This window comes from Phaeocystidibacter marisrubri (assembly GCF_008933165.1).
In the GTDB taxonomy this organism is placed as follows: domain Bacteria; phylum Bacteroidota; class Bacteroidia; order Flavobacteriales; family Schleiferiaceae; genus Phaeocystidibacter; species Phaeocystidibacter marisrubri.
The window spans coordinates 69,586-86,020 of sequence record NZ_WBVQ01000003.1 but is presented as its reverse complement, the minus strand read 5'-3'; the positions used below and the strand labels follow the sequence as shown (position 1 = coordinate 86,020).

The 16,435-nt window shown below is 45.6% G+C and carries 13 protein-coding genes; 6 read left to right on the top strand and 7 right to left on the bottom strand.

The window, feature by feature from the left end; translation table 11 throughout:
* Positions 1 to 4: 4 nt before the first annotated feature.
* A complete protein-coding gene (locus tag F8C82_RS13530) occupies positions 5 to 2,836 on the top strand; it encodes a right-handed parallel beta-helix repeat-containing protein (RefSeq protein WP_170266272.1) in 2,832 nt (943 codons plus the stop codon).
* 38 nt (positions 2,837 to 2,874) lie between these two features.
* On the opposite strand, the gene F8C82_RS13525 is transcribed toward F8C82_RS13530, so the two are convergent.
* Together F8C82_RS13525 and F8C82_RS13520 are read right to left on the bottom strand one after the other, a co-directional pair.
* Positions 2,875 to 3,318, bottom strand: coding sequence for a nucleoside deaminase (locus F8C82_RS13525; RefSeq protein WP_151694340.1), 444 nt, complete (start codon positions 3,316 to 3,318; stop codon positions 2,875 to 2,877).
* A gap of 81 nt (positions 3,319 to 3,399) precedes the next feature.
* Entirely contained in the window at positions 3,400 to 3,882 is a 483-nt protein-coding gene (locus F8C82_RS13520) for a hypothetical protein (RefSeq protein ID WP_151694156.1), read from the bottom strand.
* A 311-nt stretch (positions 3,883 to 4,193) separates the two neighbouring features.
* Here F8C82_RS13520 and rnr point away from each other — a divergent pair, with 311 nt between their 5' ends.
* Entirely contained in the window at positions 4,194 to 6,371 is a 2,178-nt protein-coding gene (gene rnr, locus F8C82_RS13515; RefSeq protein WP_151694155.1) for a ribonuclease R, read from the top strand.
* A gap of 9 nt (positions 6,372 to 6,380) precedes the next feature.
* Positions 6,381 to 7,052, top strand: a complete 672-nt coding sequence (locus tag F8C82_RS13510; protein ID WP_151694154.1) for a LysE family translocator — start codon at positions 6,381 to 6,383, stop codon at positions 7,050 to 7,052.
* Here F8C82_RS13510 and F8C82_RS13505 read toward each other — a convergent pair.
* Positions 7,049 to 8,905 carry a M1 family metallopeptidase gene (locus tag F8C82_RS13505; RefSeq protein WP_151694153.1) on the bottom strand — a complete coding sequence of 619 codons (1,857 nt, stop codon included), beginning with the start codon at positions 8,903 to 8,905 and terminating at the stop codon, positions 7,049 to 7,051. The two genes, F8C82_RS13510 and F8C82_RS13505, sit on opposite strands and share 4 nt — an antisense overlap.
* A 21-nt stretch (positions 8,906 to 8,926) precedes the next feature.
* Positions 8,927 to 9,781, bottom strand: a complete 855-nt coding sequence (locus tag F8C82_RS13500; protein ID WP_151694152.1) for an MBL fold metallo-hydrolase — start codon at positions 9,779 to 9,781, stop codon at positions 8,927 to 8,929.
* A gap of 172 nt (positions 9,782 to 9,953) precedes the next feature.
* Between F8C82_RS13500 and F8C82_RS13495 the strand changes: the two genes are divergently transcribed.
* From F8C82_RS13495 to F8C82_RS13485, 3 genes are read left to right on the top strand one after another with little or no spacing between them, the layout of a single operon-like run.
* Entirely contained in the window at positions 9,954 to 10,514 is a 561-nt protein-coding gene (locus F8C82_RS13495) for an RNA polymerase sigma factor (protein ID WP_151694151.1), read from the top strand.
* A complete protein-coding gene (locus tag F8C82_RS13490; protein WP_151694150.1) occupies positions 10,511 to 11,308 on the top strand; it encodes a hypothetical protein in 798 nt (265 codons plus the stop codon). The genes F8C82_RS13495 and F8C82_RS13490 overlap by 4 nt, the downstream gene beginning before the upstream one ends.
* Before the next feature lie 10 nt (positions 11,309 to 11,318).
* Entirely contained in the window at positions 11,319 to 12,500 is a 1,182-nt protein-coding gene (locus F8C82_RS13485; protein ID WP_151694149.1) for an outer membrane beta-barrel protein, read from the top strand.
* A gap of 70 nt (positions 12,501 to 12,570) precedes the next feature.
* Here F8C82_RS13485 and F8C82_RS13480 read toward each other — a convergent pair whose 3' ends face one another.
* From F8C82_RS13480 to F8C82_RS13470, 3 genes are read right to left on the bottom strand one after another with little or no spacing between them, the layout of a single operon-like run.
* Positions 12,571 to 13,944 carry a murein hydrolase activator EnvC family protein gene (locus tag F8C82_RS13480; protein ID WP_151694148.1) on the bottom strand — a complete coding sequence of 458 codons (1,374 nt, stop codon included), beginning with the start codon at positions 13,942 to 13,944 and terminating at the stop codon, positions 12,571 to 12,573.
* Positions 13,928 to 14,719 (bottom strand): DUF4292 domain-containing protein, encoded by a 792-nt coding sequence (locus tag F8C82_RS13475; RefSeq protein WP_151694147.1) that lies wholly within the window; start codon positions 14,717 to 14,719, stop codon positions 13,928 to 13,930. Before F8C82_RS13475 ends, F8C82_RS13480 begins: the two co-directional genes overlap by 17 nt.
* The gene (locus F8C82_RS13470) at positions 14,712 to 16,433 is read right to left on the bottom strand and encodes a tetratricopeptide repeat protein (protein ID WP_151694146.1); all 1,722 of its coding nucleotides are present in this window, start codon (positions 16,431 to 16,433) and stop codon (positions 14,712 to 14,714) included. Before F8C82_RS13470 ends, F8C82_RS13475 begins: the two co-directional genes overlap by 8 nt.
* Positions 16,434 to 16,435: the final 2 nt, after the last annotated feature.

Sequence of the window (16,435 nt, the reverse complement as noted above, 5' to 3'; positions counted from 1 at the left end):
ACCTATGCTGAAAACGTTCTTCACTATTACTTTAGCAGTTCTAGGACTCTCGATTTCTGCAAATACAATTGTGGTAACATCTACAAATCCCACCGGAACTGGGAGTTTAGATTCTGCCATTACTGCGGCAGCACCTTCAGACACTATAACATTTGACTCCTCCCTTTTGTCCGGAGGAAACGCGGTTATTTCTGGAATATTGAACTACAGTATCACCAAACCGCTTACCATTCTTGGAGTTGAATTGAACGGAAACCGCGTTGTCCTCGATGGGCAAAGTCTGCATCGTATTTTCGACGTCAACCTCGCAGGCATGGATTCTGCTCGCACTGTTCGCTTCCTAAATCTCGATTTTATCAATGGAAGCACACCGGACATCAACGATAAAAATGGAGGAGCCATTCAAATCATCAGCGCACATGAAGTCACTATAGAGAATTGTCGGTTCAGCAATTGTTACGGACACATGGGTGGGTCTGTGTTGTATTCTCGTATCGTCGCCCCGAGCACAAACACCTTGAACTACCTGAATATTACTCATTCAGAGTTTAGCAACAATACGGTAGGACAAAACACGCCAGGAAACGGTCTTATTAAAACCACAGGCACAGAGAATATTTCTATCCAAAATTGTCACTTTCACGACAATATCAATGTTTCGATTTCTATCAGCTACTCAGATTCTATCGCTATTCAGAATTCGCTTTTTGAAGATAATGGTGATTCTGCCGCCTTTGCTACTGGCCTTTGTGTAAACGTTATCAATTCTAATCATCTGTCAGTCGACTCTTCAGAGTTTCGGAACAATTTCTCTATTCAAGGAGGTACAGGCCTATCAGCTTACACGAATCAATCATTGAAATTGAGCAACAGCACATTCACTAGAAACACATCTTCTTTGGCCGGAGGAGGTGCCTTTGTACGCTGTGACGATCCCAACAAAGCACTCGTAGAAAACTGTCTGTTTTATAAGAACAAAGCGAATGACGGAGGTGGCTTGAATGCATTCAATGCCAGATTAATTGGCTGTACGATTCGATCGAATGTAGCTACGTTTCATGGAGGAGGGTTGGCTTGCCGAATTTATACAGAGCTTATCGACTGTCAATTGGATTCCAATCAGGCCGGAACCAACGCAGGCGGCATCCTCAGTTTCTCAGAAGAACTCTTGGTGAAGAGAAGCACTTTTGCCTACAACACTTCAAATGGAACTGGAGGTGCAATACAGAGTTCTGGATCACCTAGTTACTCTCCTGTTGTTCAGATTCAGGAAAGCACCTTTGCTTACAACCAAGGTAATGAAGGAGGATTTATCTACTCGTCTGACGATGGATATATTCAAATAGAAAACAGCACTTTGATAGGCAACACAGCCACTACCGATGGAAGCCTGCTTTATTACCACGAAATAGATTCGATTTCATTCAAAAGCACGATTGTACTGAATCACGGCACGGCCTCTCAAGCTGTAAAGAGAAACCGTTTTGCTTCCGGGCCTGTACATTTCAAAAGCGGAGGCTTTAATCTCTTAGGCCCCGAACTTGGGCTAAATTTCCAGTATACAGATATCACTAACGCAACTGCGACTGATGCCAACTTAGGCACTCTTTCAAACAATGGGAACACCGTCCTTACTATGCTGCCCCAAACGGGTTCAAAAGCGATTAACTCAGGTAGCCCTGGCAACTTTACAATCGCTCAAAACGATTCCATCAGAGCGGGTAGACGTGATCGCGGAGCAGCAGAAAGCACGTTGTTTCCCAATTACGAAATAGAAGAAAATACGGTCTGTGATTCCCTGTATATTAACAACCAATGGGTAGATTCTAGCGGTACTTATACATCGACGTATACAAATGTTGCAGGAGCAGACAGTACGTTTGTGAACATCCTCACTATTATTCCTTCATTTCATCAAATCGATAGCGTTCAATCTTGTCAGCCTTTCACTTGGCGAGACGGGAACATCTATCAAACGGATACCACTGCCGCTTGGGAGTTTGTCAAAACAGGAGGATGTGATAGTACGTATACCCTGCACTTTTCCCGATTGAATAAAACAGACAGTATTACCGTATATGTCTCCTCTTGCGATTCCACTTCTTGGATAGACGGACAGTGGTACAAATCGGACACCATTACACCATGGATCAACCTAACCTCCATGTACCAATGCGATAGTTTAGTGCGACTGGATTTTGAAAAACTAGAACCCACCGACACAGGATTTATGTTCGTAAATACCTGTTATCAATACACATGGATTGATGGAAAGCCCTATGCCACCGATACAACGGCACACTACACATTAACGGGTTCTAATGGCTGCGACAGCGTTGTTGAATTACAATTGGATTACGAAGCAATGTATCCCTTTGCCTTTGAAACTCAGGGTACGCTTCGAGTCTTACCACAACCTTCCGTTGTTCAATGGGTAGATTGTGCTACTTGGCTACCTATCTCAGGAATTGGAGACACCACTCATTTCACCCCCACCTCCAACGGATCCTACGCTGCCATCCTAATCAATGCCTTTTGCACGGATACAACCAATTGTATTACGGTTACTGGAATCAATCTTGCTGAAGAAGAGTCTAACCACATCTACATCTACCCCAACCCCACTGCGTCATCCTTTAGCGTGATCTATCCAGAAGGATGGGGTTACACAAATCTTGTGATTATGGATGTAACAGGAAGATCCGTCTTCGAAAAACTCAATTACCGCACGGGTGAAGAAGTAGTCCCTCAACTCCCTCCTGGAAATTATATCGTCCGGTTAAGAAGCGCTAATGGAAATGTGATTGAGAAGCGACTGGTGATGTATAACGAGTAAGGGGGCTTCAGACGTGAGCTAAAACCAACAGCCAACCCCTACCTCTTCTTCCTGAAAAACTCCACCAACAGGTCAGAGCATGCTTCCGCTTCTATTCCAGAAACCACTTCTGTTCTTGGGTGCAGTTTTCCAGCTTGAGAAATATAGCCTCGTTTAGGATCGGAGGCACCGTAAACCACTTTGCCTACCTGCGACCAAAACAGGGCACCCGCACACATCGAACAGGGCTCTAGAGTGACGTATAGCGTGCAATCTGTGAGGTATTTTGCCCCGATGTGATTGGCAGCTGCCGTGATGGCCTGCATTTCAGCGTGAGCTGTAACGTCTTGGAGTCGTTCGGTTAAGTTGTGCGCTCTTGCAATGATTCTGTTTTGACTCACTACGATGGCACCGACCGGAACTTCATCCATATCCCATGCCTTAACGGCTTCTTTCAATGCCTCGCGCATAAAGCGCTCATCTGAATACAGGTCCAATTCCATCTCGCGAAGATAGGCTACAAACAAAAAAGCCGATTAGATTTTTACATCTAACCGGCTTTCATCTACCTTGAACTGTATCTATTAGATAAACAAGTGAACATTGGATTTGTCTTCCTGCTTGTCTTTCATCATCTCTTGAAGGTGGTGACGAAGTCTCTCGCGTTTCCCTGTGGAAAGGAAGCTAATTACAAAGCGGCGTTGTCTAACACCATCCTGCTGAAGGATACTCAAAATGAGGTAACTTCTGAAGTTTCGCTTCTCAATCGTGAACGTCATCAAATTGCCTCTATTCACCAAAATGCGCTTCTCAAACCACTTTCCTAAAGCAAGTCCGTTGCGAATTTCAAGTACATCACCCTTTTCGTTAAAACGGAAAATAGGTCGACCAAAAAGTGTGTAAACCAGTGCGATCAGAGCAATGTTAATGGCGAAGACGTATCCCCAGAACCACTCACTCCAAGCACCACTCATTCGAGCAAGGATGAAATCCATCAAAGAGATCAAAAGAAGAGCTCCTAAGACGATCCAAAAATGTACTCGAATATTGCTGTTTGAAATTTTCATCTACTGATTTGGTGTTTAAACTGTTACAAGGTACGTGACACTATTTCGAAAAAGGCCATCGGAATATTGCCAATCTGTTAATAATGTAACGAATAAAAGCGAGAAAAGGTTTGCTGAATGATTGATCGATTTCAATGATTTTGCAAACGCTCTATCTTATGTCTACAACACTCCCTCGAAATTGTTTAAACGATTTCAAAACTATTCCATAAATGGCTACCTTTTCATTGACTATCCATTCACGGGAAGCGCCGAACGGCTTTACATGCTAATAACCTACAAGCTCCACACCATTCACTACCTTTGCCCACATGAGTAAAAAGAAAAAGAATAGACGGGCATCGGGCTCGTCTGGTCGGACGGCCGACCTGAGCGATATTCGCCAAAAAACACTGACCTTATTTGAGCGCAATGCCAATAAGAGTTTTAACTACAAACAAGTTGCCTCTCGCTTGGGCCTCATCCCATCTGAAGTGCGTCAGAATCTGGAAACTCTTCTGAAACAACTCACAGAAAAAGGTGACCTTATAGAAGTAGATCGAGGCAAGTACAAACTGAAGTTTAGAGCCAATCATGTGGAAGGTGTTGTTGATATGACAACATCCGGAAACGCCTATATTGTGAACGACAAAACGGAAGCCGATGTCCTCGTAAAAGCGGGCAACTTGAAGCACGCATTGCACGGCGACCGAGTTAAAATCCTCTTGTATGCACGTTCTAGAAATAAGCGCTTAGAAGGTGAAGTGGTTGAAATTCTGGAGCGCAAGAGAACGGAATTTGTCGGAACGGTTGAAATGGGCAAGTCCTACGCCTTTGTGGTCCCTGACAGCACTAAGATGCAAGTGGACCTCTACATTCCTCAAGAGAAACTCAACGGTGCTAATCACGGTGAAAAGGTGATTGCGCGTTTGGCCGATTGGCCTGAACGTGCGAGCTCTCCCTTTGGTGAAATCATCAAAGTGTTGGGAGTTCCTGGGGATCACAACGTAGAGATTCATTCAATTTTGGCCGAATATGGATTGCCCTATGAATTCCCTCCAGAGGTAGAAGCGGTAGCGGAAAAAATTCCAATGGAGATTCCAGAGGATGAAATCGCAAAACGACGCGATATGAGGGGCGTGACCACATTTACCATCGACCCTGCTGACGCCAAAGACTTTGACGACGCTCTGTCACTAGAGAAACTGGACAATGGTCAATGGAGAGTGGGTATTCACATTGCCGATGTCTCTCACTTTGTAACACCAGGCTCCCTTCTAGACGAAGAAGCCGTGGAACGCGCAACCAGTGTTTATCTGGTAGATCGAGTGGTTCCTATGTTGCCGGAAAAACTCTCCAACGGGGTATGTAGCCTTCGCCCCAATGAAGATAAACTAACCTTCTCTGCCATCTTTGATATGGATGAAGATGGAACGGTACGCCAAAAGTGGTTCGGCCGTACCGCGATTCACTCCGACCACCGCTTTGCATACGAAGACGCACAAGCCATTATTGAAGGTGGAGATGGTCCATTAAAAGCTGAAATACTCACCCTTGATGGTATCGCCAAAAAACTGCGCAAAGACAGGATGAAGAATGGCGCCATTAGCTTCGACAAGCGCGAAGTAAAATTCCACTTGAACGAAAACAACGAACCAACAGGTGTGTACTTCAAGGAGTCTAAAGATGCGAACCATCTCATTGAAGAGTTCATGCTTTTGGCTAACCGAGAAGTTGCAGCTTTTGTAGGTAGAGCCAAGGACGGCGAGCCGAGCGGCAGAACCATGGTTTACCGTATTCACGACAATCCAGATCCTACCAAATTGATCGATCTTTCCAACTTTGTGAAGCAATTTGGATATAGCATTTCTACCCGAGGAAGGAAGGCGATTTCTGCCTCATTGAATAAAATGCTCAAGGATGTAAAAGGTTCAGGTGAGGCTAACATGATTGAAACGCTAACCGTTCGCTCTATGGCAAAAGCAGTCTATAGCACGGCCAACATTGGCCACTACGGACTAGCTTTCGATTATTACACACACTTTACCTCACCTATTCGTCGATATCCAGACGTGCTGGTTCACCGACTTCTTCAAGACTATCTCGACAAAAAACCAGCAGCACCTGCGGATCCGATTGAAGAACTCTGCGAGCATTCATCCGACCGAGAGAAGATGGCAGCCATGGCAGAAAGAGAGTCCATTAAGTACATGCAAGCCAAGTACCTCGAGCAATTTGTGGGCGAGGAGTTCTCTGGTGTTATTACTGGTGTAACTGACTGGGGCGTGTTTGTTGAGCTGAACGATAACTACTGTGAAGGCATGATTCGCATTCGTGATTTTAAGGATGATTACTACATCTTTGACGAGAAGAATCATCAAATCATTGGCGAATCATCGGGTCGTATTTATCAACTTGGTGATGCTATGCGCATTCGAGTGAAAAACGTCGATTTGGAGAAAAAACAAATCGACTTTACCCCAATACGCTCCGGACACGGACGCGATTAGATTGAATAGATGTTTGAAGTAATTCTTGCGGCAATTATCCTGGGCGTCACCCTTTCTTTTATGGTGGGGCCCGTATTTCTCCTCCTTCTTGAAATTGCCATGAACAAAGGCGCTAAAAAAGCGCTGGCCTTTGATGCGGGTGTCATTGCCGCAGATGTACTTTTCATCATCGCCATCCTCTACAGCAGTTCGTTTCTGCAGAACATCACCAACCTAGCATGGGTGTATGGGATTGGGGGACTTGTCATCATTGCATTTGGACTTTACAACGTGAAGAATGCCGCCAAGAAGAAGCATCACTTGGAAGAAAAAGACAAGCTGCCAGAAAACAAAAACACCCCCGTGGGAGTGTACGTTGTGAAAGGGTTCTTCATGAATTTTCTAAACGTTGGCGTACTTGCCTATTGGCTAGCAACCGTAGTAGTGATGCGTGCTTCAGTAGATAACGATGAAAATCTGATGAAGCTTTACTTCCTCATTACTGTAGCTACCTACGCACTGGTGGATGTCGCTAAAATATTCTCTGCTAGAAAACTCAAAGCCTATTTAACCGATGCCGTTCTGGTCAAAATTGAACGCGTTGTCGGTTTTGTATTGGTGGGCTTTGGGGTGATAATGATAGCCCGAGGCGTTTTGCAACACCTCGGGTATTCTCTTGAAAGTTTATTGGGAATCGCCTAGCGTCCGCCTTTGAGACTATTTCCGTTACCTTCTGGGCTTGAAGACTCCGGACCTGGCCACATATCGTTAGACGCGTCGATGTCTGCGATGCGCGCATCTGGATTCAAGCGAATGCTTTTGATTTCATCCATTGGAAAATCCACTTGTAACGTATACGTAGGATGTGTCCATGGCCAAGGCATCGCTGGAAGCCCTTCTGGCTTCACCCCCTGCATCATTACCAATGGAATGGTGTAGCGCACCTTTCTTCCATTCTTGAATTCAACCATAACATCTACCGGCATTGGCATTTGACCCATTCGCTCAAGATTCACCGCACATGCACCTCTTCCCATTGGCTCAACACTAGTGATGGCATAATCAATAGGTTTGGTCTGATTCACCCAGTAATTCAAGTACCAGTCGAGAATCATCCCAGATTCACGCTCCATCACACGGATGAAATCTTCAGGGTGTGGATGCTTAAAATGCCACTGATCAAAGTAGGTATGCATCCCTCTCCAAAACGCCTCTTCTCCTACTACACCTCTCAACTGATTCAAGAAAATGGAACCGAGGTAGTACGATGAAATGGCATAGGCTCGGTTGGTGTTAAAGTGATCGCCAGGTGTGCTCATCGGCTCACGAAGAGAGGACGACTGATATTGTCCATATACCGCATAAACGCGTGTGTGAGGATTGCCCGTTTCCTCCATCAAGGAGTGAATACACTCGTATTCCGCAAAGGTGGTAAAGCCCTCATCCATCCAAGGGTAGTTCGCCTCGTTGGTACCAATCTGACCGTAGTACCAGTTGTGGGTTGCTTCGTGAACAAACACTCCCAGCAAGCCCTCAAACTCTTCTCCTCCACCTAAAATGAAAGTACACATTGGGTATTCCATTCCTCCATCTCCTCCTTGAATAACGGAGAACTGTGGATATTGGTAAACCCCAAAATGCTCGCCCATGTAGCTGAAATAAGCAGGGGCCATTTCCTCCAACTTCTCCCAATTGGCTACGTTAGCCGTCTCTGGATTGTAGAAGAAATGGATAGGTCGACCATCCTCCATGTGCATAATGGTGTGACGGAAATCTTTATCCGCTGCCCACGCAAAATCGTGAACGTTGTCCGCCACAAACTTGTAGGTAATCTTATTATTTCTGCGTGCTACTTCACCTTCAATGTAGCCGTGTCCCACTTCTTCTGGGTTGGTCAATTCACCTGTTCCGCCAATGACGTAGTCTTTATCAATGGTGATGTTCACCACAAATCGGCCGAACTCACCATAGAATTCACGTCCAACATAAGGATCGGCATGCCATCCATCTCTGTCATACATCGCCATTTTAGGGTACCACTGACTCATTGAAAACTGGATATCTTCACTGTTGTCTCTACCCGTTCTTCTGATCTGTATTGGAACTTGAGATTCAAAAGTCATGTGGAAGACCGATGCATCACCCGGCACAATTGGACGCTGGAGTTTCACCTTCATGATGGTCTGTTGAATGTCGTATTCAACCAAAGCTCCATCTTGTTCTAAGGTTCCAATTCTGTGGTAGCCAATCTCATCATCATCCAGCTTAGAAATGCGATCGCGAACTCTTCCATCTGGATCTGCAATATTTCTAGAGCGCGTATCCATCATGCTTTCGGGCTGGAAAGCATTGTAATAAAGGTGATAGAAAACCTCTGTAATTGTGTCTGGGCTGTTGTTCGTGAAAGTCAGCCACTGCTCTCCTTCAAATTGATTATCGTCTACATCCATATCAATGTCCATTCGATAATCAACGTGATTCTGCCAATATCCTCCTTGAGAAAAAGCTAGGAATGGCAAAGCCGCCGCAACGGCGACGAGGATTCTTTTGTGCATATCTTTGATTTTAATCTTTGATCAGAACATTTCGTTAAAGGCAAACGTCTGATCCAAACGTACACCTTTTTCGGTCATTTTAACGGTACAGCACTCGTTCACAGAATCGTGTTCGAGGAACAAGACGTACTCTTCTTCAGCAGCCTGTTTCAAGAACCGAGCCTTTTCATCCATGGTGAGAAGCGGACGCGTATCGTATCCCATCACATAGGGAAGTGGAATGTGTCCTGCACTTGGTAGAAGATCGGCCGTAAACACCAGTTTTTTCCCTTTATAATTGATGATAGGAATCATCTGCGCATCGGTGTGTCCATTCACTACAAAGGTGTCGAAGCCCAATTCCGTAGTGGCTAAAAAATCATTGCCAACGTTTACGTGCTTTAACTGTCCACTTTCCTGAATCGGAATAATGTTCTCCTTTATAAAAGAAGCCTTTTCGCGTGGATTCGGTTCTGTAGCCCACTTCCAGTGATTCTCATTCGACCAATAGTGGGCATTGGGAAACGCGGGAATAAAACCAGTTCTATCTTTATTCCACTCAATTGCTCCGCCCACGTGATCAAAGTGCAGGTGCGTTAGAAATACATCCGTGATATCATTCCTGTGAAAGCCCAACTTCGCCAAGTTTCCATCTATACTATCGTCTCCGTGTAAATAGTAATGACTAAAGAACTTGTCATCTTGCTTATCGCCAATACCCGTATCAATTAGAATAAGGCGATTGCCATCTTCAATAAGCATACTGCGCATCGCCCACGTACACATATTATTCGCGTCTGCCGGGTTGGTTCGCTGCCAAAGAGCTTTTGGAACAACACCAAACATGGCGCCACCATCTAACTTGAAATAGCCAGTATTGAGGGGATATATCTTCATAAAAATGTGCTTTCTGCGAAGATAGTCAATGGTGACTGAAAGAAAGAGCAGTAATTTACCAACTCTCAAACCGCTGTTTATCAGATGTTTTACAAAAGATTTCAAAATAATTCAAAAGCTCGTGCAACGTTTCTGCAAATTGCAGTGTCTATCTAAATGAAGACCTAACAAAGTGAAACTCTTCCGACTCAACTCAACTACAACCGAAGACCTGCTAGCGCGTTGTCGTGAACACGACAAAAAAGCGCAGCATGAGCTCTATAACCGCTTTGCGGCAAAGATGCTCGGTGTTTGCATTCGGTACGTGAAGCGGAAGGACGAAGCAGAAGAAGTCTTGATGAACGGTTTTATGAAAGTGTTCAACAAGATAGAGGACTTCAACGAAGAGGGTTCTTTTGAAGGATGGATTCGAAAAATCATGGTAAATGAGAGTTTGAATCACCTTCGCTACAAGAAGAATCTATTTGTAGAAAATGAAGAGGAGGATTGGGTAGAACCACAACATGCTCCCGTTGAATCGAAAGAAACAACACACGCCCTCCTTCAACTAATAGAAGAACTTCCCTTGGGCTACCGAACGGTTTTTAACCTTCATGCCATAGAGGGATACGGTCACAGAGAGATTGCGGAAATGCTCAACATTGATGAGAATACGAGTCGATCGCAACTGAGCCGAGCGAGAAAACAATTACAAGAGCGAGTAACAGAATCACAATACCTGTACAAGCCATGAGTGCTAAAAATCCAATCGACGAACACTTCAAAGAGCATCTACACGACGTAGAGGTTCAGCCTAGTGCCGACTTGTGGTCGAAGATGGAACCGCGCTTAAACGAACGCCCATCCAACCGCGGATGGCTAATCGGAATAGCGGCCTCTCTTACACTAGCAATTGCCGTGAGCAGTTACTTGTACGACACTTATCAGCCCATGTCTACTGGCAATGGCGGCATCACCATTGAACCGAAAGATATTGAACCTATCGAGACACCTGTTCTTCAACCCGTAGAAGAGAAAGAAGTTGCTCCAGAGGAAATACATAATAACACAACCGAAGTCGTTCCCGTACAGGAAATAGCCACGGAATCGCCAAAGAGGAGAACGCCTTCTTCACTCAACATCATGCCAAGCGTTGTAGGCCAAGATGCCGGTGAGTCTGCCTTACGTGAAACCGCATTAAACACAGAAGCCAAGTCCACGGGGAGCGAAACACGAACCATGGCAGACGCTTCAAACGAGTTGGGAAATCGCGTTCGATTCGACCCGAACAAGTACTTGATGAAATCGAATCCGAGAGATTCAGAACAACCTCAAACTCGCACGGAATCGTCGGATGCCACTCAAGCTCCGAACAAGGTTGATCTCGCAGAATACGCCGAAGAACAAATCGACAATATCCTGAGTTTGAAGCCGGTTGAAACACCTCGTAAAGATCAAATTAGATGGCCTGAAGTGAGTATCAACCTCAGCCCTATCATTCAGAAGTTTGCACCTGACCAAGAAGACAAAACATCTACACAACCTTAAATCAACAATCATGAAGAAGCTAATCCCCTTCCTATCCGTAGCCTTAGGCTTACTGAGTGCATCAGCCTCAGCACAGGATACGTTGAGCATTAAATCAAATAACTCAACCATCACCATCATTACGGAGAACCTAACCGAGTTGGACGATATGGACATCAACGGCGCCCTTTCAGAATTCTCGAGAGGTATGTCGGAAGCCGCTGCAGATTACAGCGCTAAAGTGGCTGACATCAACGCTCGACTTGAAGCGGGTGAAATTACCGAAGACGAAGCGGAAGAAGAGATGGATGCCGCTGAAGATCAATTCGAAGAAAAAGCAGAACTTCTCGCTGAAAAAATAGAAGATTGGAGCGAAGAATTTGAAACCAGCATCGATACTTCTGAAAGTGGTTGGGAAGCCTACAGCAAGCAATGGGAAGAGGATGCAGCCGAAATGGAAGCGGAAGACCTACCACATTCTAGAAAAGGCCAAGTAATTCGCATTGGTGAAAATGGCATCGTCATCGAAGACCGAATCGAAGAAGAGGACATCATCATTAAGGATGAACACCAAGGATATGATCAAGACATGGGGCTGATTGGATTCCACTTTGGATGGAACACCTTGTACAATGACAACAATGAATTGGCAAGTGGAAATGCAGAGGTAGACTTCTTCAATGCTTGGGCTTACGACCTTGAGTTTGGACACCGTGTACGTCTGGGAGAGACCAGTCCGTTCATCTTCCAGTACGGTTTGAACTTTAGCTGGCACAATATCCAAAGCAAGTACCCTATCACAAAGTTCCAAGGATCCAATGGTGAGGTTGCGGTGGACTTCCTACCAGATCCAAACAGAAACATCATTGAGACAGAGTTTGATATCGTTTACATGGACATTCCATTGCTTTTCGGAATTGACTTGAGCGGAAAAGACCTGAACGAAAATGTGTCTCTTCTAGTAGGTGGATACGGTGGTGTTCGCTTGAGCTCTGAAAGAGAAACAACCTTCACGGACTTCAATGAAGACGAAGTTGAAGAAACCTTGGAAGACAAATTCTTGTCAAACCAATTCAGATACGGACTTATGGGTCAGATTGGATGGGGCGCATTCAAGGTAACAGCACGTTACGATATGAATCAGCTGTTCCAAGACCGTTACGAAACGCCAAACTATCACTTGGCATCACTAACCCTGGGATTTGTTTTCTAAGCAAACCCGGCGTTGAGTTGAGGAGTAGGCCGATCATCCAGAAGGGTGGTCGGCCTTTTTTATCAGGAATCTACCGAGCCAACCAAGGCGCCGGATCCATCAAATCTGTATTCTTCCAAATACCGAATTGAAGGACAGTCTGGTTTTCACTCGGATCCGTGAACACTTTGCCAATGGCCTGCTTGGCCGTTACGGCATCACCGCGCTTCACGAAAGATTCACCCAAGTTTCCGTAGTGTGTGTAATAGTTGCCGTGTTGCACAATTACTGTAATAGGTGCACCTGGAATTCGGACAACATCTAAAACGGTTCCATCAAAAGCGGCACGTGCCTCTGCTCCTGCTGAAGTACCAATTTCAATATGCGGGTTATTGATGGTGATACCAGCCACCACAGGGTGAGGTTGCGTACCGAATCGACCCACGATGATTCCGCGCTCTACTGGCCAAGGGAGTTTGCCTTTGTTCGCTTCAAAGTTTCTAGCGAGTCGGGCAGCCTCTGGCGTGAGGGCATAACTCGTACTTGCAACAGGTTCCGGCTCTGAAGTAGGCGTATTGCTGGCTGCTCTGCGAGCATTGGCCTGCGTAATCAATTCGGTAAGACGGGCGTTTGGCGTACGGGTATTGAAGTCTTGTCCTTTTACCAGCCCTGCTGCCAAGGCTCGTTCTTCCAATGCGTTTCGCTCGGCGCGGGCACGCTCTTTACGTATTTCTTCTGCAATAATGCGTTGAATCTCCGACTCCAGACGATTCGCCTCATTTTGCTTACTCTGAATTTGAGCTTGCAATGTGCCCTCTTGAGCTTGAAGCGAAGCAATGGTTTCGCGCTGTTCCGATTTCTCGTTCTCCAACTCCTCGAGTTCCGAAGCGCGTTGGGTTCGGAGTTCTTCCTTCTCTTCTTTTTGGCGATTGAGCATGTCAATTTGATGCTCCAACTCTGCCTGTCTCTCTTCAATTCGAGTCACCTGCTGTCTGCGGAACTCTCCGTACTGCCGCAGGTATTGAATTCTGCGCATAGCTTGATTGAAATCAGTACTGGAGAAAACAAACATCAATCGGGAGGTCTTCGACTTGTTCTTGTAAGCCAAGCGAATCATCTCCGCATACTTTTGTTTCAATGTATCAATCTCAGCCTTAAGCGTTTCAATCTCGGCCTCTTGCAGCGCAATTTCTTCGTCAATCAATGCAATTTCTCGATTGATGGTGCGCAAGAGATCTTGACGAATTCGAACCTTTTGATTGAGCGTTTGGAGGGTGGTGATACTGGATTGGCGAGTCTCCCTTGCTTCCTCTAAAATCTTATTGGCTATTTGGATCTCATCTTGGAGATGAGCCTTACGGACACGCAACTCCTCCTTTCGGTCTTGGGCGTATAGACCAAAAGAGACCGTGAATGCACATAGTAAAAGTGCAACTCGTATAAAGGTCTTACTGAATCCGTTCATAACCACTTGGAATGCTAAAAGGTATGTGCAAATCTACGTCGCGTAGTACTTGATTGTGCGTCAATTTTAAAGATACTTCTGACTCCCATTTGAGCTCCAATGTAGTCTTGTAGGGTATGCCTCTATCTTCGTCTTGGTAGGCATAGTCTACTTCCAACACTCTAGGCCCATCTGGAAGTTGTTGGTGTAGAAGAGGCAGTTGGGACACATAACCATAGGTGTATACGTACATGGCAGTATCAAAAGCGAACAATGGATCGTTTTCCATACCCATTACGGTTGCCGTAATTCTGCCCTCTCCCCGATGCAAAGTGACATCCTTATTGGTCTTTGGTAAATACAAAGGCTCGCCCAAAAGCACTGATTGAAGGTGGTGAAATTCCAAGCCCAATTGCAATTTCTCACGGACCAACTCTATTCCTCCAGCCATCCAAGTCGATTCCAATCGGTTATAGAAAGCCGCACTATCTGGATAGATAATCGCTCTCGCCACCTTCAACCCAACAAATGGATCTTTGATGTCCACCCAAATAACACTGTCTTTTTTCAGTCGGATGCTGTACGCAAAATTCACGTCGCTCGTACCCGATATATAATTGGCTCTTCCGTTGAACTCAAAAGTCTCTGCGGTTTCAAGCGTATTTGACATTGCGGCGGTCAGATCAGCGACACTCACCTCTTCTGTAGAGCCGTCATACGTCAGTTCTTTCGGACCACACGAAACGATGGCCAGCGTAAACACACTCATCAATACTAATGCTTGTAACCTATTCATTCAAAACAATCTTTTGCCTCAGTCGCTCTTCATTCCCACCCTTCTCCAATGCCATATTCCATTGATGAATGGCCTCTTCTCTCCTGCCCAATGCAGAGAGTATGTCTCCTTTGTGCTCTAGTATCTCTGAATCACGAGCTCCTCCTATGCGAATGGCTCGGTCAATTTTATCTAACGCTTCGGAATAGCGATCCATTTTATAGAGCACCCATGCATAGGTGTCCCAAAAGGTAGATTGATCTGGCGCAAGGCTTGTTGCTCGGCTTGCCATACTCAAAGCGTTCGGCAAGTCCACTCCTCGTTCTGCCAAATGATAGGCGTAATTGTTTAGCGCAAGGACATTGTCCGGTGATTTCAAAAGCACCTTCTCAAAGTACGCAATGGCCATTTCTGAATCGCCAGTTTTCTCATAGGCACTAGCCAATTGCAAACTAAACTGGCTTTCCAATTCTGGATTTCCTAGGGCATACAGTTCACCCTCTTCCAAAATCAATATAGCATCCTCGTATTCTTCAAGTTGAACAAGAGCCAGACCGTCGTAGAGGTAGCTTAGTGGTTGATTGGGGTAGCGCTCAAGGACCAACTGTGCATCCACGTGAAGTGAATCCCACATCTGGAGTTGAACATCCGTTTGAAGAATCTGCTGCCAAAGCATCAATTTATCTCCATCTGGAAGCATTACTGCTTTCTTCCAGAGGTTTCTACTTCTTTCCACCTGATTGGCACGTATGGCAAAATCTGCCAGCATAGCGTATGCCTTGGGATCAGAAGGGTGAACCGAAACGAGCGTATCACCGAGCTCCAGCGCCAACTTCATTACCGCCGGATCTTTCTCGGCAGGTGCAAGCAAGTTCACCAGTACGCCCATCTTCGCATCAATGGGCAACTCAGTACTCGAAAGGGCAATTCTCAAGTGATGCGCTGCACTGTCCAATCGACCTCTTTCACTCAATAAACTGGCAATATGCAGATGCGCTCTGGGCTCATTGGAGTCCAGTCTGATGATCTCTTCATAAACACCAATAGACTTTAGACGCTGACCTGTATTCTCATAGAACTCGGCCAGTCTCCCGCGCAAATCCATTCGATTGGGAGAAGTTGCAATGGCATCCACGAGCACCTTTTCGGCACCCTCAAGATTCCCAAGCTCCAAATAGATGCGAACCTTCTGGTCCATCACCATATCACTTGGTCCTAGCAATTGATCCAGCTTATCCAAGTCGGCAATAGCACTATCGGGCAAGTTCATTCGCAACTTGGCCATGGCGAGTTCCCAAATAAACTCTGGGTTGTCCGGCTCTAAGTGGTGCAACTTTTCGAGGGCATTTCGCTCCTCAACCAAATTCATCTTGAGTTTAGCCGCTTCCCACTCTGCTCGTACAATCCAAGGGTTTCCCGGATCATTTTCATCGGCCAGCTTTAAATACGTAGCCGCTTGATGAGCCATTTTCCGCTTCAGATAGTACTGTGCAATCTCAAAATTCACAGTAGCGTGATTCGGCTGAAGCTCTAGACACGCCTCCAATTCAGCGAGCATTTTAGCATCATCTCCCACTGCCTTGAAGCGTTGAGCTTCAAAAAAGTGTTTATCAAATTCGTGGGATTCACGCGCGGTTAACCCATCTTCTGAAATCTGAACCTCCTCGACTTCCTCCTGTGCATAAACAGGCAGTCCTAAAAGCGAGCTGATTAGAATGAGGGCTGATATTCTCAAGT